The organism is Klebsiella sp. JN_Kp127 (assembly GCF_040062505.1).
GTDB classification, from domain to species: Bacteria; Pseudomonadota; Gammaproteobacteria; order Enterobacterales; family Enterobacteriaceae; genus Klebsiella; species Klebsiella quasipneumoniae.
This window is the reverse complement of sequence record NZ_JBEAHS010000042.1, coordinates 32,372-49,245: the sequence shown is the minus strand read 5'-3', so window position 1 is coordinate 49,245 and position 16,874 is coordinate 32,372. Positions and strand designations below refer to the sequence as shown.

Genomic DNA, 16,874 nt, shown 5'->3' with positions numbered 1-16,874 from the left:
AAGCTTGCTGGCATGCGTCCCGTAAGGGCGATTTAAGTAACATGGAGAAACGACAGTGAAGTTAAAAGTCTTAGCCCTGGCGGCAACACTCGGATTTAGCACGATGGCGGCACAGGCAAGCGAATTGCCGGACGGTCCGCACATTGTGACTTCAGGCACAGCAAGCGTTGCTGCGGTTCCGGATATCGCTACCCTGGCGATCGAAGTGAACGTGGCGGCAAAAGATGCCGCATCGGCAAAAAAACAGGCTGACGATCGCGTTGCGCAATACCTCTCTTTCCTCGAAAAGAGCGGCATTGCAAAAAAAGACATCAACTCGGCGAATCTGCGTACCCAACCTGATTACGACTATCAGAACGGGAAAAGCATTCTGAAAGGCTATCGCGCGGTGCGCACCGTCGAAGTGACCTTGCGCCAGCTGGATAAACTCAACGGTCTGCTGGATGGCGCCCTGAAAGCCGGTCTGAACGAAATTCGCTCCGTCTCGCTGGGCGTTGCGCAACCGGACGCTTACAAAGATAAAGCGCGTAAAGCGGCGATCGACGACGCCGTGCACCAGGCGCAGGAGCTGGCCGCAGGTTTCCACAGCAAGCTGGGGCCGGTGTACAGCGTACGCTACCATGTCTCTAATTATCAGCCGAGCCCGATGGTTCGCATGATGAAGGCCGCTGACGCTGCGCCGGTTTCCGCCCAGGAAACCTACGAGCAGGCGACTATCCAGTTTGACGACCAGGTCGACGTCGTGTTTGAACTGCAGCCGGCGCAGGCCGCGGCTCCGGCGAAACCGGCTGAAGCGCCGAAACCGGCCCAGTAAGCGAGAGAAACAAAAAAGCCACTTCAGCGAAGTGGCTTTTTTTATGCCCGCGGTTTAATCCTGACGCAGCACCTTGTGCCCGTAGTCGATGAGCGCATCGGTCACCCGCCGCATCATACGGCTTTCCGGGGCAAAGCGGTGCCAGTAGAGCATACGGCGCTGAAACAGGCCGGGAGTGAGATCGATAAGCTCGCCGCTGTTGAGCTCTTTTTCGATCTGCAGATGCGGGATCATACAGCAGGTAGTGCCCTGGCGCGCCAGCTGGACGAAGGCTTCCGACGAGTTGACGATATGGCAGGGGACGCTGCCCGGCGGCAGGTCGAAGTTTTGCTGCAGAAAGGCCTGATGCATATCGTCCAGATGGTCGAAGGCGACGACCGGGGCTTTCAGCAGCGCCGAACGCGTTACGCCGTTCGGGAAGTAGCGTTGCGCAAACTCTTTTGAGGCGACAAACAGGTAATCAAGCGCGCCGAGCTGATCCACCAGGCAGCTTGGCAGCGCCTGCGGCTGGATACTTACCGCGCCGACCACTTCGCCACGGCGCAGGCGCTCCTGGGTGCGGGTTTCATCTTCCACCTGCAGGTTGAGACGAATAGGGGAGTCCGACAGCACATTAGCCAGCGCCGGCAGCAGCCAGGTCGCCAGACTGTCGGCGTTCACCGCCAGCGACAGCAACAGCGGCGTGGAGCCAGTCTGCTCGTCGCCCAGCCACTCCTCTTCCAGCAGTTCAACCTGGCGCAACAGAGCCAGCAATTTTTGTCCTTGCTCGGTTGGGCGCGGCGGCACGGTACGTACCAGCAGCGGCTGGCCGAACATATTTTCCAGCTGCTTAATTCGCTGTGAGACGGCGGACTGGGTAATACATAGCTTCTGCGCGGCGCGCTCAAATCCTCGTTCTCTAATCACCGCGTCCAGCGCTTGTAGTGTCCTGTAGTCCGGTCGTTTCATTATTCTGGCGTGCCCCCATAACTAATCGTTATCTCGCACTATGACATAAATTTTTATTTGATACAGACGAAATTGGTCTGCTCTGTTGTGTGATCTGCATCGCAGGGACATTTCCACTGTCGATGTTCTATAATGCGCCACAGGCATTCACATCTCGGACCATAATTATGACGCAGGATGAACTGAAAAAAGCGGTAGGTTGGGCAGCGCTGCAATACGTACAGCCAGGGACCATTGTGGGCGTTGGCACCGGCTCGACGGCGGCCCATTTTATTGACGCGCTGGGCACCATGAAAGGGCAGATCGAAGGGGCGGTCTCCAGCTCCGATGCCTCCACCGAGAAGCTGAAAAGCCTCGGGATCACCGTCTTCGATCTCAACAGCGTCGATCGCCTGGGGATCTACGTTGACGGCGCGGATGAGATCAACGGCCACATGCAGATGATCAAAGGCGGCGGCGCGGCGCTGACCCGTGAGAAGATCATCGCTTCGGTGGCCGATAAATTTATCTGCATCGCCGATGCCTCCAAGCAGGTCGATATTCTGGGCAAATTCCCGCTGCCGGTTGAAGTCATTCCGATGGCGCGCAGCGCCGTTGCACGCCAGCTGGTCAAGCTGGGCGGTCGTCCGGAATACCGTCAGGGCGTGGTGACCGATAACGGCAACGTGATCCTTGACGTGCACGGCCTGGAAATTCTCGATGCTATCGCGCTGGAAAACGCGATTAACGGCATTCCTGGCGTCGTGACCGTAGGGCTGTTCGCCAATCGCGGCGCCGACGTGGCGCTGATCGGCACCGCTGACGGTGTGAAAACCATCGTAAAATAGTCTGTCCGCAGGGAGCCAACCGGCTCCCTCGCAAATATTTTTTCACCTGGTGCAATTTAGTGACTTCTGTCACATTTGTGCAACCATTCTGATTAACGCGCTACCGTTCATTATCTTTCTGGTGTTTTGTCCTGCCATTTCCTTCTGAATGACATTTCTTCAGGACGGCGACGCAAACGTTCATATTGCCGCGATAGTTTTTTTTGATATGTTGCTGAGACGAACTTTCGTTCAGCACGACATCAGTTAAGACAAAACAGGACGGGGAAATGGCTAAGGTATCACTGGAAAAAGACAAGATTAAATTTCTGCTGGTTGAAGGTGTGCATCAAAAGGCAATCGATAGCCTTCGCGCGGCAGGTTACACCAACATTGAATTTCATAAAGGCGCGCTGGATTCCGAACAGCTGAAAGCGTCGATCCGTGATGCCCATTTCATCGGCCTGCGTTCCCGTACCCATCTGACTGAAGAGATTTTCGCCGCGGCGGAAAAACTGGTTGCCGTCGGCTGCTTCTGCATCGGTACCAACCAGGTGGATCTGAACGCCGCCGCGAAGCGCGGTATTCCGGTGTTTAACGCGCCATTCTCCAATACCCGTTCGGTGGCCGAGCTGGTGATCGGTGAGCTGCTGCTGCTGCTGCGCGGCGTGCCGGAAGCCAACGCTAAGGCGCATCGCGGCGTATGGAATAAGCTGGCGGTGGGGAGCTTTGAAGCGCGCGGCAAGAAACTGGGGATTATCGGTTACGGCCACATCGGCACCCAGCTCGGCATTCTGGCGGAATCGCTGGGGATGCATGTTTTCTTCTACGATATTGAGAACAAACTGCCGCTCGGCAACGCCACTCAGGTACAGCATCTCTCCGACCTGCTGAACATGAGCGACGTGGTCAGCCTGCACGTGCCGGAAAACGCCTCCACCAAAAATATGATGGGCGCGGAAGAGCTGGCGCTGATGAAGCCGGGCGCGCTGCTGATCAACGCCTCCCGCGGTACCGTGGTGGATATTCCGGCGCTATGCGATGCGCTGGCGAGTAAGCATCTGGCCGGGGCGGCAATCGACGTCTTCCCGACCGAACCCGCGACCAACAGCGACCCCTTCACTTCGCCACTGTGCGAATTTGATAACGTGATCCTGACTCCGCATATCGGTGGCTCCACTCAGGAAGCGCAGGAGAACATCGGTCTGGAAGTGGCCGGCAAGCTGGCCAAGTACTCTGACAACGGGTCAACCCTGTCGGCGGTTAACTTCCCGGAAGTTTCTCTGCCGCTGCACGGCGGACGCCGTCTGCTGCACATCCATGAGAACCGGCCGGGCGTCCTGACCGCCATCAACCAGATCTTCGCCGCGCAGAGCATCAACATTGCCGCCCAGTATCTGCAAACGTCGCCGCAGATGGGCTACGTGGTTATTGATATCGAAGCGGAAGAAGACGTTGCCCAGCAGGCGCTGCAGGCAATGAAAGCGATCCCGGGGACTATCCGCGCCCGTCTGCTGTTCTAACCATTTTTGCCTCTCGGGCAGGTCGCGTACCTGCCCGTTTTTTTGTTAATACTTTCCTGGCTGAATTTCTCGTCCCCGCGTACCTACCAACACCAGGTTTTGCCCGGGGTGATCACCGCCGGCAGCGGGATATCCCACTCTTCGCTCGGCAGGGTGTCCACCTGCTGGCAGTCGTGCGCGTAGCCCACCGGCTGCAAGCGATACTGCTGCCAGTTTTGCAGCGTCCGGTCGTAAAAACCGCCACCCATCCCCAGCCGTTGGCCGCCGGCATCGAAGGCCACCAGCGGGGTGACCAGCACATCAAGTTCAGCGAGCGGCAGCACGTCGCGCACGTCGAGCTTCGGTTCGCGGATCTTCAGGCGATTCACTATCAGTTCGCTCTGGGGATGGTAATGTAAAAACAGCAGGTTACCGGGGCTAAACGGATGCAGCACCGGGAGATAGACTCGCTTACCGGCCCGCCAGAGCTGGTCGATCAGCGGTTGGGTGTCCAGCTCGCCGTCAAAGGAGAGAAACAGCGCCACGGTGTGGGCGAGAACCACCGGCGGCCAGGCCATCATCCGCTCTGCGGCCTGCAGGGCAAACTGCCGCTGTTGCTCAGGGCTGAGCGCGCGTCGACGCTCGCGGATCTGCTGGCGAATGTGCTGGCGGGAGAGCAGGGTATCGGGCTGTAGAGTCATGCAGGTCTCATGGCGAGCAGGCGTAACAATAGAAAACAGTGTAATACAGTGCGGCATCAGCCGAAAACAGGCGTGGGGAAATAATGCGAGGTAAGGAAGGGAATCTCCGAGATGCCGCCGCAGGCTGTAACCCTTGAACCCTTGGTTCAAGGTGAATGTGTCGTCACAGTTTTAAGGCTTCTCGGACGGACCGAGCATGCTCACCAACCGTGGAGCGCCACATTCTTGTGGTATGAAATATCGGCTCAGGGGACTGGCCCGCTTGCAAACATCTCAGAGAAATTTTGTTCCTGGAGTTACTCTAACACAGTTAACTGCAAAGTGTTATTCAAACTTCGACCCTGGTCTTTCGCTTATGCGACCTTGCTCAAGCAATGCTTGCTCGATGGTCTGCTGAAGCATGCGAATGCGCTGCTCCATACTGGAAGCGTAGTCGCGGGTCTTCGCTTTTTCCTGAGTCAACTCATAGCTGATGTTCAACGCGGCGATGAAGACCAGCTGCTCAGTATTTGTGACTCTAGTGCGTTCTTTTAAATCTTGCAACCGCTGATTAAGGTCTTCAGCTGCCTGATTCAGGGCATCCCTTTGTTCAGGCGGGCAATTCACTCGCAGTGAACGGCCGAAAATTTGGAGATCTACGGGTTGTGCAGACATGCCACCTTCCTGCTGATTGACTGCGCTGCCTTCACACCCTGACCCGGGTCTGCGAAGGGGCGACACTATAGCTACCCTGGTGCGAAGATACAAGCCCTATTCTGGTTCACCAGGGTCCAAAGTGGTAGCATACCATGAATATTCCTCCCAACGATGACGAATGCGCATGTCTATACAGAACGAAATGCCTGGTTACAACGATGTAGACCAGTTACTGAACCAACAAGGGGTAGGGCTTACCCCGGCCGAGATGCACGGTTTGATCAGCGGATTACTGTGCGGCGGCAACACGGACAGCAGCTGGCAGCCGCTGGTGCACGACCTGACCAACGAAGGTCTCGCCTTCGGCCATGAGCTGGCCCAGGCGCTGCGTAACATGCATTCCGCCATCAGCGACTCACTGGATGACGATGGCTTCCTCTTTCAACTGTATCTGCCGGAAGGCGATGCGGTGAGCGTCTTTGACCGCGCCGACGCCCTCGCCGGCTGGGTTAACCACTTCCTTCTCGGCCTTGGCGTTAGCCAGCCGAAGCTGGATAAAGTGAAAGACGAAACCGGGGAAGCGATTGACGATCTGCGTAATATTGCCCAACTGGGCTACGATGAAGACGAAGATCAGGAAGAGCTGGAGATGTCTCTGGAGGAGATTATCGAGTATGTCCGCGTTGCCGCACTGCTGTGCCACGACACCTTTGCGCGTCAGCAGCCAACCGCACCGGAAGTCCGCAAACCGACATTACACTAACTAAAATTCGTTCAGGGGGCGTCATGACTCAGCAGGAATTTCTCTCGCGTCGCCAGGCGCTGTTGGCGCAGATGCAGCCAGGCAGCGCGGCGCTGATTTTCGCCGCACCGGAAGCGGTGCGCAGTGCAGATTCGGAATATCCCTACCGGCAGAACAGCGATTTCTGGTACTTCACCGGCTTCAACGAACCGGAAGCGCTGCTGGTGTTGATTAAAAGCGATGAAACCCACAACCATAGCGTGCTGTTCAACCGGGTTCGCGATCTGACCGCTGAGATCTGGTTCGGTCGCCGTCTGGGCCAGGAGGCCGCGCCGGCGAAGCTGGGCGTTGACCGGGCGCTGGCGTTCAGCGAAATCAACCAGCAGCTGTATCAGCTGCTCAACGGTCTGGACGCTATCTATTTTGCCCAGGGCGAATATGCCTATGCCGATGAGATTGTGTTCAACGCCCTCGAAAAACTCCGCAAAGGCTCGCGGCAGAACCTGCAGGCGCCGAACTCGGTGATCGACTGGCGGCCCATTGTGCATGAGATGCGCCTGTTCAAATCCGCGGAAGAGCTGGCCGTGATGCGCCGCGCCGGGGAGATCAGCGCCCTGGCCCATACCCGGGCGATGGAAAAATGCCGCCCTGGCATGTTCGAGTATCAGTTGGAGGGCGAAATTCTCCATGAATTCAATCGCCACGGCGCGCGCTTCCCCTCCTATAACACCATCGTTGGCGGCGGCGAAAACGGCTGCATTCTGCACTACACCGAAAACGAATCTGAACTGCACGACGGCGATTTAGTGCTGATTGACGCCGGCTGCGAGTATCGCGGCTATGCCGGCGACATTACCCGCACCTTCCCGGTGAACGGCAAATTCAGCCAGCCGCAGCGCGAAATCTACGATATCGTGCTGGAATCGCTGGAGACCGCGCTGGAACTCTATCGCCCGGGCACCTCAATCTGCCAGGTGAACCAGGAAGTTGTGCGCATTATGATCACCGGCCTGGTGCGGCTGGGGATCCTCAAAGGCGAGGTTGACGAGCTGATCGCCAACAATGCCCACCGCCCGTACTTTATGCACGGTCTGAGCCACTGGCTGGGGCTGGATGTACACGATGTCGGTCACTACGACACCGACCGTACTCGCGTCCTGGAGCCGGGGATGGTGCTGACCGTCGAACCGGGGCTGTATATCGCCGCCGACGCCGACGTGCCGGCGCAGTACCGCGGCATCGGCATCCGTATTGAAGATGACATCGTCATTACCGAAGACGGCAACGAAAATCTCACCGCCGGCGTGGTGAAGAAGGCGGATGAGATCGAAGCGCTGATGGCGGCGGCGCGCCAGTCATGAGCGTGCTGATCGTCGGCGGCGGGATGACCGGGGCGACGCTCGCCCTGGCCATCTCCCGTTTGACCGGCGGCGCGCTGCCGGTCCATCTGATTGAGGCGCAGGATCCCCAGTCGGCTCGCCATCCCGGCTTCGACGACCGGGCGATCGCCCTGGCCGCCGGCACCTGCCAGCAGCTGGCGCGCATCGGTGTCTGGCAACGTCTCGCCGAGCGGGCGACGGCTATCCAGCGGGTACACGTCAGCGACCGCGGCCATGCCGGTTTTGTGAATCTGGCGGCGGCGGATTATCGCCTGCCGGCGCTGGGTCAGGTGGTTGAACTCCACGATGTCGGCCAGCGACTGTTTAGCCTGCTGCGCGAGGCGCCGGGCGTGACGCTGCATTGCCCGGCGAAGGTGGCAGCGGTCAGCCGCAGCCAGGAGAGCGTCAGCCTTACCCTTGACGGGGGCGAAACGATCAGCGGCAAGCTGCTGGTGGCGGCGGACGGTTCGCGTTCGTCGCTGGGCGCCCGCTGCGGCATCAGCTGGCAACAGCAGTCCTATGAGCAACTGGCGATTATCGCCAACGTAAGCACCGCGCTGCCCCACGAAGGCCGCGCTTTCGAACGTTTTACCGAGCATGGCCCGCTGGCGATGCTGCCGATGTCGCAAGGGCGCTGCTCGCTGGTGTGGTGTCATCCGCAGTCGCGCCGCGACGAGGTGCTGAGCTGGTCTGACGAACGCTTTTGTCAGGAGCTGCAGCAGGCGTTCGGCTGGCGTTTGGGGCGCATTACCCACGCCGGGAAGCGCAGCGTCTATCCGTTGGCCCTCACCACCGCCAGCCGCGCGGTGTCGCACCGCCTGGCGCTGGTCGGTAACGCGGCGCAGACGCTGCACCCGATTGCCGGGCAGGGCTTTAATCTCGGCCTGCGCGATGTGATGAGTCTGGCGGAGCTGCTCGCTGACGCCCATCTCAGCGGCGAAGATGTCGGCCATTATCCGCTGCTGTGTCGCTATCAGGCGCGCAGAACAGGGGATAAAGCCGCCACCATCGGCGTGACCGATGGGCTGGTGCATCTGTTTGCCAACCGTTGGGCGCCGCTGGTGGCGGGGCGCAATGTCGGTCTGATGGCCATGGAATTATTTACCCCGGCGCGCGATGCGCTGGCGCAGCGTACCCTCGGTTGGGTTCCCCGTTAAGGAGTAGAACGTGCAAAGTGTTGATGTTGCCATTGTTGGCGGTGGAATGGTGGGGCTGGCGGTAGCCTGCGGTTTACAGGGCAGCGGCCTGCGCGTCGCGGTGCTGGAGAAAGCGGAGCCGCAGCCGCTGGCTGCCGATGCGCCGCCGGCGCTGCGCGTGTCGGCAATAAACGCCGCCAGCGAAAAGCTGCTGACGAAGCTGGACGTCTGGCGCGAGATCGTTGCCCGACGCGCCAGCTGCTATCACGGAATGGAAGTGTGGGACAAAGACAGCTTCGGCCGCATTAGCTTTGATGACCAGAGCATGGGCTTCAGCCATCTGGGCCATATTATTGAAAACGCCGTGGTGCATTATGCGCTGTGGCAGAAGGCGCAGCGCTGCGCCGACGTCACCCTGCTGGCGCCTGCGCAACTGCAGCAGGTGGCGTGGGGCGAAAATGAGGCCTTTCTCAGCCTGCAGGACGGCAGCATGCTCACCGCGCGTCTGGTGATCGGCGCCGATGGGGCGAATTCGTGGCTGCGCAATAAAGCCGATATTCCGCTGACCTTCTGGGATTACCATCATCACGCGCTGGTGGCGACTATCCGTACCGCTGAGCCGCATCAGGCGGTGGCGCGCCAGGTATTTCATGGCGACGGGATCCTCGCCTTCCTGCCGCTCTGCGATCCGCACCTGTGCTCGATCGTCTGGTCGCTGTCGCCGGCGGAGGCGCAGCGGATGCAGGAGGCTGATGAAGCCACCTTTAACCAGGCGTTAAATATCGCCTTCGATAATGGCCTTGGCCTCTGCCAGCTGGAAAGCGCACGTGAAGTCTTCCCGCTGACCGGCCGCTATGCCCGCCAGTTCGCCGCCCACCGCCTGGCGCTGGTCGGCGATGCCGCGCATACCATCCACCCGCTGGCCGGGCAGGGCGTCAACCTCGGCTTTATGGATGCGGCCGAGCTTATCGACGAACTGAAGCGTCTGCACGCCCAGGGCAAAGATATCGGCCAGCATCTTTATCTGCGCCGCTACGAGCGCAGCCGCAAGCACAGCGCCGCGCTGATGCTGGCGGGTATGCAGGGCTTCCGCGACATGTTTTCCGGTAGCCATCCGGCGAAGAAGTTCCTCCGCGACATGGGGCTGAAACTGGCCGATACGCTGCCGGGCGTGAAACCGCAGCTGATTCGCCAGGCGATGGGCCTCAACGATCTGCCTGCCTGGTTACGTTAACCGCGTCACACTTCTTTCACCCGGCCTGCGCGCCGGGTTTTCCCCCTCATTTGAAATATTCTAATTTCACCTCTTTTTTCGCATTAGTTTTATTAATGCGTCCTTTTTTTTGTTAAAGAAATTAGGGCTATAAAATCGCATAAAACACCATCATTCCCTAATTAGAGTCGCGGTATTGTTAATTTTATGTGGCGTAAATCGCTTTTTTCCAGTCAATAACTCTGTAGGCTTTTCGGCGGATTTTAGTCATAAGCTAATGTGATGCCCTGAATGAGCTTATGGTTTAGCGCCGGGTTCGGTGGTAAGTTCAGGCAAAAGAGAACGTTTGCGTCGGTGTCCGTCAGCGATGCCGACGCCCCATTTCGTGGCGAAAAATCGCCGACAATCTCGTGGCTGGTTCCGTTTTATTCGATGAGGAAAAGATGGCTCAACAGACTCCGTTGTATGAACAACACACGCTGTGCGGCGCGCGCATGGTGGATTTCCATGGCTGGATGATGCCGCTGCATTACGGATCCCAGATTGATGAGCACCATGCGGTGCGCGGCGACGCAGGCATGTTCGATGTGTCGCATATGACCATCGTTGATTTCCACGGCAGCCGGACCAGAGAGTTCTTGCGCTATTTGCTGGCCAACGACGTGGCGAAGCTCACCACTCCGGGCAAAGCGCTCTACACCGGCATGCTGACCGCCTCCGCCGGCGTCATCGACGACCTGATTGTCTATTTCCTCTCTGAAGATTATTTCCGCCTTGTTGTTAACTCCGCCACCCGCGAAAAAGACCTCGCCTGGATTTCCGAACAAGCTGAACCTTACGGCCTTGAAATCATCGTTCGCGACGATCTGTCGCTGATCGCGGTTCAGGGTCCGCAGGCGAAAGCGAAGGTGGCGACGCTGTTCACCGACGCGCAGCGTCAGGCCGTGGAAGGTATGAAGCCGTTCTTCGGCGTGCAGGCCGGCGAGCTGTTTATCGCCACCACCGGCTATACCGGCGAAGCGGGTTATGAAATCGCCATGCCGAACGAGCAGGCGGCGGATTTCTGGCGCGGTCTGCTGGACGCTGGCGTTAAGCCGTGCGGTCTCGGCGCGCGCGATACCCTGCGCCTGGAGGCCGGGATGAACCTGTATGGCCAGGAGATGGACGAAGGCGTCTCTCCGCTGGCGGCGAATATGGGCTGGACTATTGCCTGGGAACCGGCGGATCGTAACTTTATCGGTCGCGAAGCGCTGGAGATGCAGCGTGAAAAGGGCACCGAACAGCTGGTTGGCCTGGTGATGACCGAGAAAGGCGTCCTGCGCGGCGGCCTGCCGGTACGTTTTACCGATAGCGACGGTAATCAAAAAGAAGGCATTATCACCAGCGGCACCTTCTCGCCGACCCTGGGCTACAGTATCGCGCTGGCTCGCGTGCCGGCCGGGATAGGCGACACCGCGGTGGTGCAAATTCGTAACCGTGAAATGCCGGTAAAAGTGACTAAACCTGGTTTTGTACGCAATGGCAAAGCCATTGTGTGATTTCCCTTTTTTGGAGATGAATTGATGAGCAACGTACCAGCAGAACTGAAATACAGCAAAGAACACGAGTGGCTGCGTAAAGAAGCGGACGGCACCTATACCGTCGGGATCACCGAGCATGCGCAGGAGCTGCTGGGCGATATGGTATTCGTTGATCTGCCGGAAGTGGGCGCCACCGTTGAAGCGGGCGCCGATTGCGCGGTTGCCGAATCCGTGAAGGCGGCTTCCGATATTTATGCCCCGATCAGCGGTGAAATCGTTGCCGTTAACGAAGAGCTGAACGACTCGCCGGAACTGGTCAACAGCGACCCGTACACCGACGGCTGGATCTTCAAAATCAAAGCCAGCGATGAAGCGCAGGTTGCCGCGCTGCTGGATGCGACCGCCTATGAAGCTCTGTTAGAAGACGAATAAATACGTTTCATCCTTCACGCTGCAGGGGCGTTGGCTTCCTGCCGCGCGAATGATTTTGCGTATTCCGGCCCGGTAAGCATCAGCGTTTGCCGGGCAAACCAGTCAGACAATCACGATTCACCGCACGTTTCAGGAACCATCGCTCATGACTCAGACTTTAAGTCAGCTTGAAAACCGCGACGCCTTTATCGAACGTCACATTGGCCCGGACGCTCAGCAGCAGCAAGAGATGCTGAAGACCGTCGGCGCGGATTCGCTTAACGCCCTGATCGGCCAGATTGTGCCGCAGGATATCCAGCTGGCGACCCCACCGCAGGTGGGCGACGCGACAACCGAATTCGCCGCGCTGGCAGAGCTGAAGGCGATCGCCGGTCGCAACAAGCGCTTCAAGTCTTACATCGGCATGGGCTACACCGCCGTGCAGCTGCCGCCGGTTATTCAGCGCAACATGCTGGAAAATCCGGGCTGGTATACCGCCTATACCCCTTACCAGCCGGAAGTCTCCCAGGGCCGTCTGGAATCGCTGCTCAACTTCCAGCAGGTTACGCTGGATCTCACCGGGCTGGATATCGCTTCCGCTTCGCTGCTCGATGAAGCGACCGCCGCCGCCGAAGCGATGGCGATGGCCAAACGCGTCAGCAAACTGAAAAACGCCAACCGTTTCTTCGTCGCCGCCGACGTCCATCCGCAAACCCTGGACGTGGTGCGCACTCGTGCGGAAACCTTCGGTTTCGACGTGATCGTCGATGACGCCGACAAAGTGCTCGATCACCAGGATGTCTTCGGCGTGCTGCTGCAGCAGGTGGGCACCACCGGCGAAATCCACGATTACAGCAAACTGATCGCCGAGCTGAAAGCGCGCAAAGTGATTGTCAGCGTCGCTGCCGACTTTATGGCGCTGGTGCTGCTGACGGCGCCGGGCAAGCAGGGCGCGGATATCGTCTTCGGCTCCGCCCAACGCTTCGGCGTGCCGATGGGCTATGGCGGCCCGCACGCGGCCTTCTTCGCGGCGAAAGATGAATTCAAACGCTCCATGCCGGGCCGGATTATCGGCGTATCGAAAGATGCGGCGGGGAATACCGCGCTGCGCATGGCGATGCAGACTCGCGAACAGCATATCCGCCGCGAGAAAGCGAACTCCAACATTTGTACCTCGCAGGTGCTGCTGGCCAACATCGCCAGCCTGTACGCGGTATTCCACGGCCCGGCGGGTCTGAAACGTATCGCAGGCCGCATTCATCGCCTGACCGACATTCTGGCCGATGGCCTGCAGAAGAAAGGGCTGAAGCTGCGTCATGCCCACTACTTTGACACCCTGTGCGTGGAAGTGGCGGATAAAGCCGCGGTGCTGGCGCGTGCCGAAGCCCTGCAGATTAACCTGCGCAGCGATATTCACGGCGCGGTGGGCATTACGCTCGATGAAGCGACCACCCGCGAAGACGTGCTCAACCTGTTCCGCGCCATCGTCGGCGACGATCATGGTCTGGACATCGATACCCTGGATAAAGACGTGGCGCTGGACAGCCGCTCCATCCCGGCGGCGATGCTGCGCGACGATGCGATCCTCACCCATCCGGTGTTCAACCGCTACCATAGCGAGACCGAGATGATGCGCTACATGCACGCCCTGGAGCGTAAAGATCTGGCGCTGAACCAGGCGATGATCCCGCTGGGCTCCTGCACCATGAAGCTGAACGCCGCGGCGGAGATGATCCCCATCACCTGGCCGGAGTTCGCTGAGCTGCACCCGTTCTGCCCGGTAGAGCAGGCGGAAGGGTATCATCAGATGATCGCTCAGCTCTCCGACTGGCTGGTGAAACTGACCGGCTATGACGCCGTCTGCATGCAGCCGAACTCCGGCGCGCAGGGCGAATATGCTGGCCTGCTGGCGATTCGCCACTATCACGAGAGCCGCAACGAAGGCCATCGCGATATCTGCCTGATCCCAAGCTCCGCGCACGGCACCAACCCGGCTTCCGCGCAGATGGCGGGTATGCAGGTGGTGGTGGTCGCGTGCGACAAAAACGGCAACATCGATCTCGCCGACCTGCGTGAAAAAGCAGAGCAGGCGGGGGCGAATCTCTCCTGCATCATGGTCACCTATCCGTCGACCCACGGCGTATATGAAGAGACCATTCGCGAAGTGTGCGAGATCGTGCACCAGTTCGGCGGCCAGGTTTACCTTGACGGCGCCAACATGAACGCCCAGGTCGGGATCACCTCTCCGGGCTTTATCGGCGCTGACGTTTCGCACCTCAACCTGCATAAAACGTTCTGCATTCCGCACGGCGGCGGCGGCCCGGGTATGGGCCCAATCGGCGTGAAAGTGCACCTGGCGCCGTTCGTGCCGGGTCACAGCGTGGTGCAGATTGAAGGGATGCTGACCCGTCAGGGCGCGGTTTCCGCTGCGCCGTTCGGCAGCGCGTCCATCCTGCCGATCAGCTGGATGTATATCCGTATGATGGGCGCGGAAGGGCTGAAGCAGGCGAGCCAGAACGCGATCCTTAACGCCAACTACATCGCTACCCGTCTGAAAGACGCCTACCCGGTGCTCTACACCGGTCGCGATGGTCGCGTGGCGCACGAATGTATTCTCGATATTCGTCCGCTGAAAGAAGAGACCGGCATTAGCGAGCTGGATATCGCCAAGCGCCTGATCGACTTTGGCTTCCATGCGCCGACCATGTCCTTCCCGGTAGCGGGTACGCTGATGGTTGAGCCGACGGAATCGGAAAGCAAGGTGGAGCTGGACCGCTTTATCGACGCGATGCTGGCGATCCGCGCGGAGATCGACCGCGTCAAAGCCGGTGAATGGCCGCTGGAAGACAACCCGCTGGTGAACGCGCCGCATACCCAGGGTGAGATCGTTGGGGAATGGAACCATCCGTACAGCCGCGAGCTGGCGGTATTCCCGGCGGGTCTGCACAACAAATACTGGCCGACGGTGAAACGCCTGGACGACGTGTACGGCGACCGTAATCTGTTCTGCTCCTGCGTGCCGATGAGCGAATATCAGTAACGTGCGGAATTAGCTATACTTTTAAAGGCGCTGCGGCGCCTTTACTTTTTGGGAGAGAAGCATGGGGATAGCACTGATTAGCGGCGCGAGCCGCGGAATAGGCCGGGCGACGGCGCTGCTGCTGGCGCAGGAAGGGTATACTGTCGCGGTCAATTATCATCACAATATTAACGCTGCCACCGAGGTGGTGAATACCATTGTTGCCGCCGGCGGCAAAGCCACGGCGCTGCGGGCGGATATCAGTGATGAAGCGCAGGTGATGGCGATGTTTGAGGCGATTGACCGCATGGGCGAGCCGCTGACGGCGCTGGTCAACAACGCCGGGATCCTCTTTACCCAGTGTACGGTGGAGAGCCTGAGCGCCGAGCGCATTAACCGCGTGCTGGCGACCAACGTGACCGGCTATTTCCTCTGCTGCCGCGAGGCGGTCAAGCGCATGGCGCATCAGCATGGCGGCAAGGGCGGGGCGATAGTTAACGTGTCGTCGGCGGCGTCGCGCCTTGGCTCGCCGGGAGAATATGTAGATTACGCCGCGTCGAAAGGGGCGGTGGATACCCTGACCACCGGGCTGGCGCTGGAGGTGGCGGCGCAGGGGATCCGGGTAAATGGCGTGCGCCCTGGGCTGATTTATACCGAGATGCACGCCTCCGGCGGCGAACCGGGGCGCGTGGATCGGGTGAAGCATTCGCTGCCGATGCGGCGCGGCGGTCAGCCGGAAGAGGTCGCTCAGGCCATTGCCTGGCTGCTGAGCGACAAAGCGTCCTATGTGACGGGCAGTTTCCTCGAACTGGCGGGCGGTAAATAACCCGCTGATGTCAATTGCCCGGCGGCGCTGCGTTTGCCGGGCATGGGGGTAAGGCGAACGGTAGGCCGGGTAAGGCGTAGCCGTCACCCGGCATAAAGTCCGGTAAAGTGGCTGACCTACCAGGAGGCCAGCCACAGCCGTAGACGCATTCCCCAGCCGCTGGTCCAGCCGGTGGTGACCGACTTCACCTCGCCTCGATAAATCACCACCAGCGTTGGCGTCACCCGAATGTCCCACCGCCGCGCCAGCTGGCCGCTCGGGTCATTCACCGTCGGCAGCGCCAGTTTCTTTTTGGCAAGCCACGTCTCCAGCGCGGCGTTATCGCCGGATCGCAGGGCCACGGTCAGCACATTGCCGCCATCGGCGGCAAGCGATGCCACCGACGGCGTGGTGTAGCGACAGACCCCGCACCAGGTGGCCCAGACGTACAGCAGCAGCGGCTTTTGCTGGCTCATGGCGTTCAGATCCACCGTCCTGCCGTCGAGGGTGTGCAGCGATGTGGCGCTGACGTTTTGCGGCAGCGCGGGCTGGCGAAAATAATCCACCGCCAGGCCCACCGCCGCGCCAATCAGCAGCCACACCGCCAGCTCACGCAGCCAGCGCCTGAGCTTACTGGCCACGGGCTTTCGCCAGCTGCTCTTTCACCAGCCCCTCCAGTTCGTCAGCAGGGATCGCCCCGGCCACCATCTGATCGCCGATGATGGTCGCCGGCGTGCCCTGAATATTCAGCACCTGCGACAAAATCAGGTTCATCTTCAGCGAATCCATGGTCTTGTCATCGAGACTGATGCTGTCGGTGGCGGTTTTCTTCTGCGCCGCGGCGATGCTAGCGTCATCGTGATAGCCTTTTTTCGCCATCAGCCGCTGATGCAGCGCCCAGAACTTATCGGGCTGCTGGCGCCAGGTAGAGAGCGCCGCTTTGGCGGCATTGACCGAACTTTGCCCCTTGAACGGCAGCAGCTTCACGATCAGCTGGACGTCCGGGTTATCGTGGACGATTTTTTCCAGCATCGGATCAAACTGTTTACAGTAAGGACAGTTGTAATCGGTAAACGAGACGATCGTCAGCTTCGGCGCTTTGGCGCCGGTGCGCGGGCTGTTCGGATCGTTAAACAGCAGCTGCGCCAGCTGGTCATTACCGTTTGCTGGTGGTTCTTCCGCCGGGGCGGCGAAGCTGAAGGCGGATACGCACAGCAGCAATAAGGCGGTGATAGCTCTCAT

The 16,874-nt window shown here is 59.5% G+C and carries 16 protein-coding genes and 1 other RNA gene; 11 read left to right on the top strand and 6 right to left on the bottom strand.

Annotated elements, in window-relative coordinates; all coding sequences use genetic code 11:
* Positions 1 to 55: 55 nt before the first annotated feature.
* Entirely contained in the window at positions 56 to 814 is a 759-nt protein-coding gene (locus ABLV04_RS16155; protein ID WP_023290983.1) for an oxidative stress defense protein, read from the top strand.
* Between the two features lie 54 nt (positions 815 to 868).
* Here the strand turns inward: ABLV04_RS16155 and argP are convergent, their stop codons facing one another.
* On the bottom strand, positions 869 to 1,762 hold the full coding sequence (gene argP, locus ABLV04_RS16150) for a DNA-binding transcriptional regulator ArgP (protein ID WP_002916497.1): 894 nt from the start codon (positions 1,760 to 1,762) through the stop codon (positions 869 to 871).
* A 167-nt stretch (positions 1,763 to 1,929) separates the two neighbouring features.
* Here argP and rpiA point away from each other — a divergent pair, with 167 nt between their 5' ends.
* Positions 1,930 to 2,589, top strand: coding sequence for a ribose-5-phosphate isomerase RpiA (rpiA, locus tag ABLV04_RS16145; protein WP_002916495.1), 660 nt, complete (start codon positions 1,930 to 1,932; stop codon positions 2,587 to 2,589).
* Positions 2,590 to 2,858: 269 nt separating this feature from the next.
* Complete coding sequence (gene serA / locus ABLV04_RS16140) at positions 2,859 to 4,091, top strand: phosphoglycerate dehydrogenase (RefSeq protein ID WP_008806446.1); 1,233 nt, start codon at positions 2,859 to 2,861, stop codon at positions 4,089 to 4,091.
* 83 nt (positions 4,092 to 4,174) lie between these two features.
* On the opposite strand, the gene ABLV04_RS16135 is transcribed toward serA, so the two are convergent.
* From ABLV04_RS16135 to zapA, 3 genes are all read right to left on the bottom strand, one after another.
* The gene (locus ABLV04_RS16135) at positions 4,175 to 4,771 is read right to left on the bottom strand and encodes a 5-formyltetrahydrofolate cyclo-ligase (RefSeq protein WP_072413555.1); all 597 of its coding nucleotides are present in this window, start codon (positions 4,769 to 4,771) and stop codon (positions 4,175 to 4,177) included.
* Positions 4,772 to 4,870: 99 nt separating this feature from the next.
* A non-coding RNA gene (gene ssrS / locus ABLV04_RS16130) (6S RNA) lies at positions 4,871 to 5,054 on the bottom strand.
* A gap of 41 nt (positions 5,055 to 5,095) precedes the next feature.
* On the bottom strand, positions 5,096 to 5,425 hold the full coding sequence (zapA, locus tag ABLV04_RS16125; RefSeq protein WP_004205298.1) for a cell division protein ZapA: 330 nt from the start codon (positions 5,423 to 5,425) through the stop codon (positions 5,096 to 5,098).
* Positions 5,426 to 5,591: 166 nt separating this feature from the next.
* On the opposite strand from zapA, the gene ABLV04_RS16120 reads away from it, so the two are divergent.
* From ABLV04_RS16120 to ABLV04_RS16085, 8 genes are all read left to right on the top strand, one after another.
* A complete protein-coding gene (locus ABLV04_RS16120; protein WP_002916486.1) occupies positions 5,592 to 6,170 on the top strand; it encodes a YecA family protein in 579 nt (192 codons plus the stop codon).
* Between the two features lie 23 nt (positions 6,171 to 6,193).
* Positions 6,194 to 7,510 (top strand): Xaa-Pro aminopeptidase, encoded by a 1,317-nt coding sequence (gene pepP / locus ABLV04_RS16115; protein WP_147733521.1) that lies wholly within the window; start codon positions 6,194 to 6,196, stop codon positions 7,508 to 7,510.
* Positions 7,507 to 8,685 (top strand): 2-octaprenyl-6-methoxyphenyl hydroxylase, encoded by a 1,179-nt coding sequence (gene ubiH / locus ABLV04_RS16110; protein ID WP_110211603.1) that lies wholly within the window; start codon positions 7,507 to 7,509, stop codon positions 8,683 to 8,685. Before pepP ends, ubiH begins: the two co-directional genes overlap by 4 nt.
* A gap of 10 nt (positions 8,686 to 8,695) precedes the next feature.
* Positions 8,696 to 9,898 (top strand): FAD-dependent 2-octaprenylphenol hydroxylase, encoded by a 1,203-nt coding sequence (gene ubiI, locus ABLV04_RS16105; protein WP_032454040.1) that lies wholly within the window; start codon positions 8,696 to 8,698, stop codon positions 9,896 to 9,898.
* Positions 9,899 to 10,320: 422 nt separating this feature from the next.
* The gene (gene gcvT, locus ABLV04_RS16100) at positions 10,321 to 11,415 is read left to right on the top strand and encodes a glycine cleavage system aminomethyltransferase GcvT (protein ID WP_180266132.1); all 1,095 of its coding nucleotides are present in this window, start codon (positions 10,321 to 10,323) and stop codon (positions 11,413 to 11,415) included.
* 24 nt (positions 11,416 to 11,439) lie between these two features.
* A complete protein-coding gene (gene gcvH / locus ABLV04_RS16095) occupies positions 11,440 to 11,829 on the top strand; it encodes a glycine cleavage system protein GcvH (protein ID WP_023290979.1) in 390 nt (129 codons plus the stop codon).
* A 145-nt stretch (positions 11,830 to 11,974) separates the two neighbouring features.
* Positions 11,975 to 14,848: an aminomethyl-transferring glycine dehydrogenase gene (gene gcvP, locus ABLV04_RS16090; protein WP_348815909.1), complete on the top strand. Its 2,874-nt coding sequence runs from the start codon at positions 11,975 to 11,977 to the stop codon at positions 14,846 to 14,848.
* Between the two features lie 61 nt (positions 14,849 to 14,909).
* A complete protein-coding gene (locus ABLV04_RS16085; RefSeq protein ID WP_023290977.1) occupies positions 14,910 to 15,653 on the top strand; it encodes an SDR family oxidoreductase in 744 nt (247 codons plus the stop codon).
* Positions 15,654 to 15,769: 116 nt separating this feature from the next.
* On the opposite strand, the gene ABLV04_RS16080 is transcribed toward ABLV04_RS16085, so the two are convergent.
* Together ABLV04_RS16080 and ABLV04_RS16075 are read right to left on the bottom strand one after the other, a co-directional pair.
* The gene (locus tag ABLV04_RS16080; RefSeq protein WP_101995926.1) at positions 15,770 to 16,273 is read right to left on the bottom strand and encodes a protein disulfide oxidoreductase; all 504 of its coding nucleotides are present in this window, start codon (positions 16,271 to 16,273) and stop codon (positions 15,770 to 15,772) included.
* Positions 16,263 to 16,874 carry a thioredoxin domain-containing protein gene (locus ABLV04_RS16075; protein ID WP_348815907.1) on the bottom strand — a complete coding sequence of 204 codons (612 nt, stop codon included), beginning with the start codon at positions 16,872 to 16,874 and terminating at the stop codon, positions 16,263 to 16,265. Before ABLV04_RS16075 ends, ABLV04_RS16080 begins: the two co-directional genes overlap by 11 nt.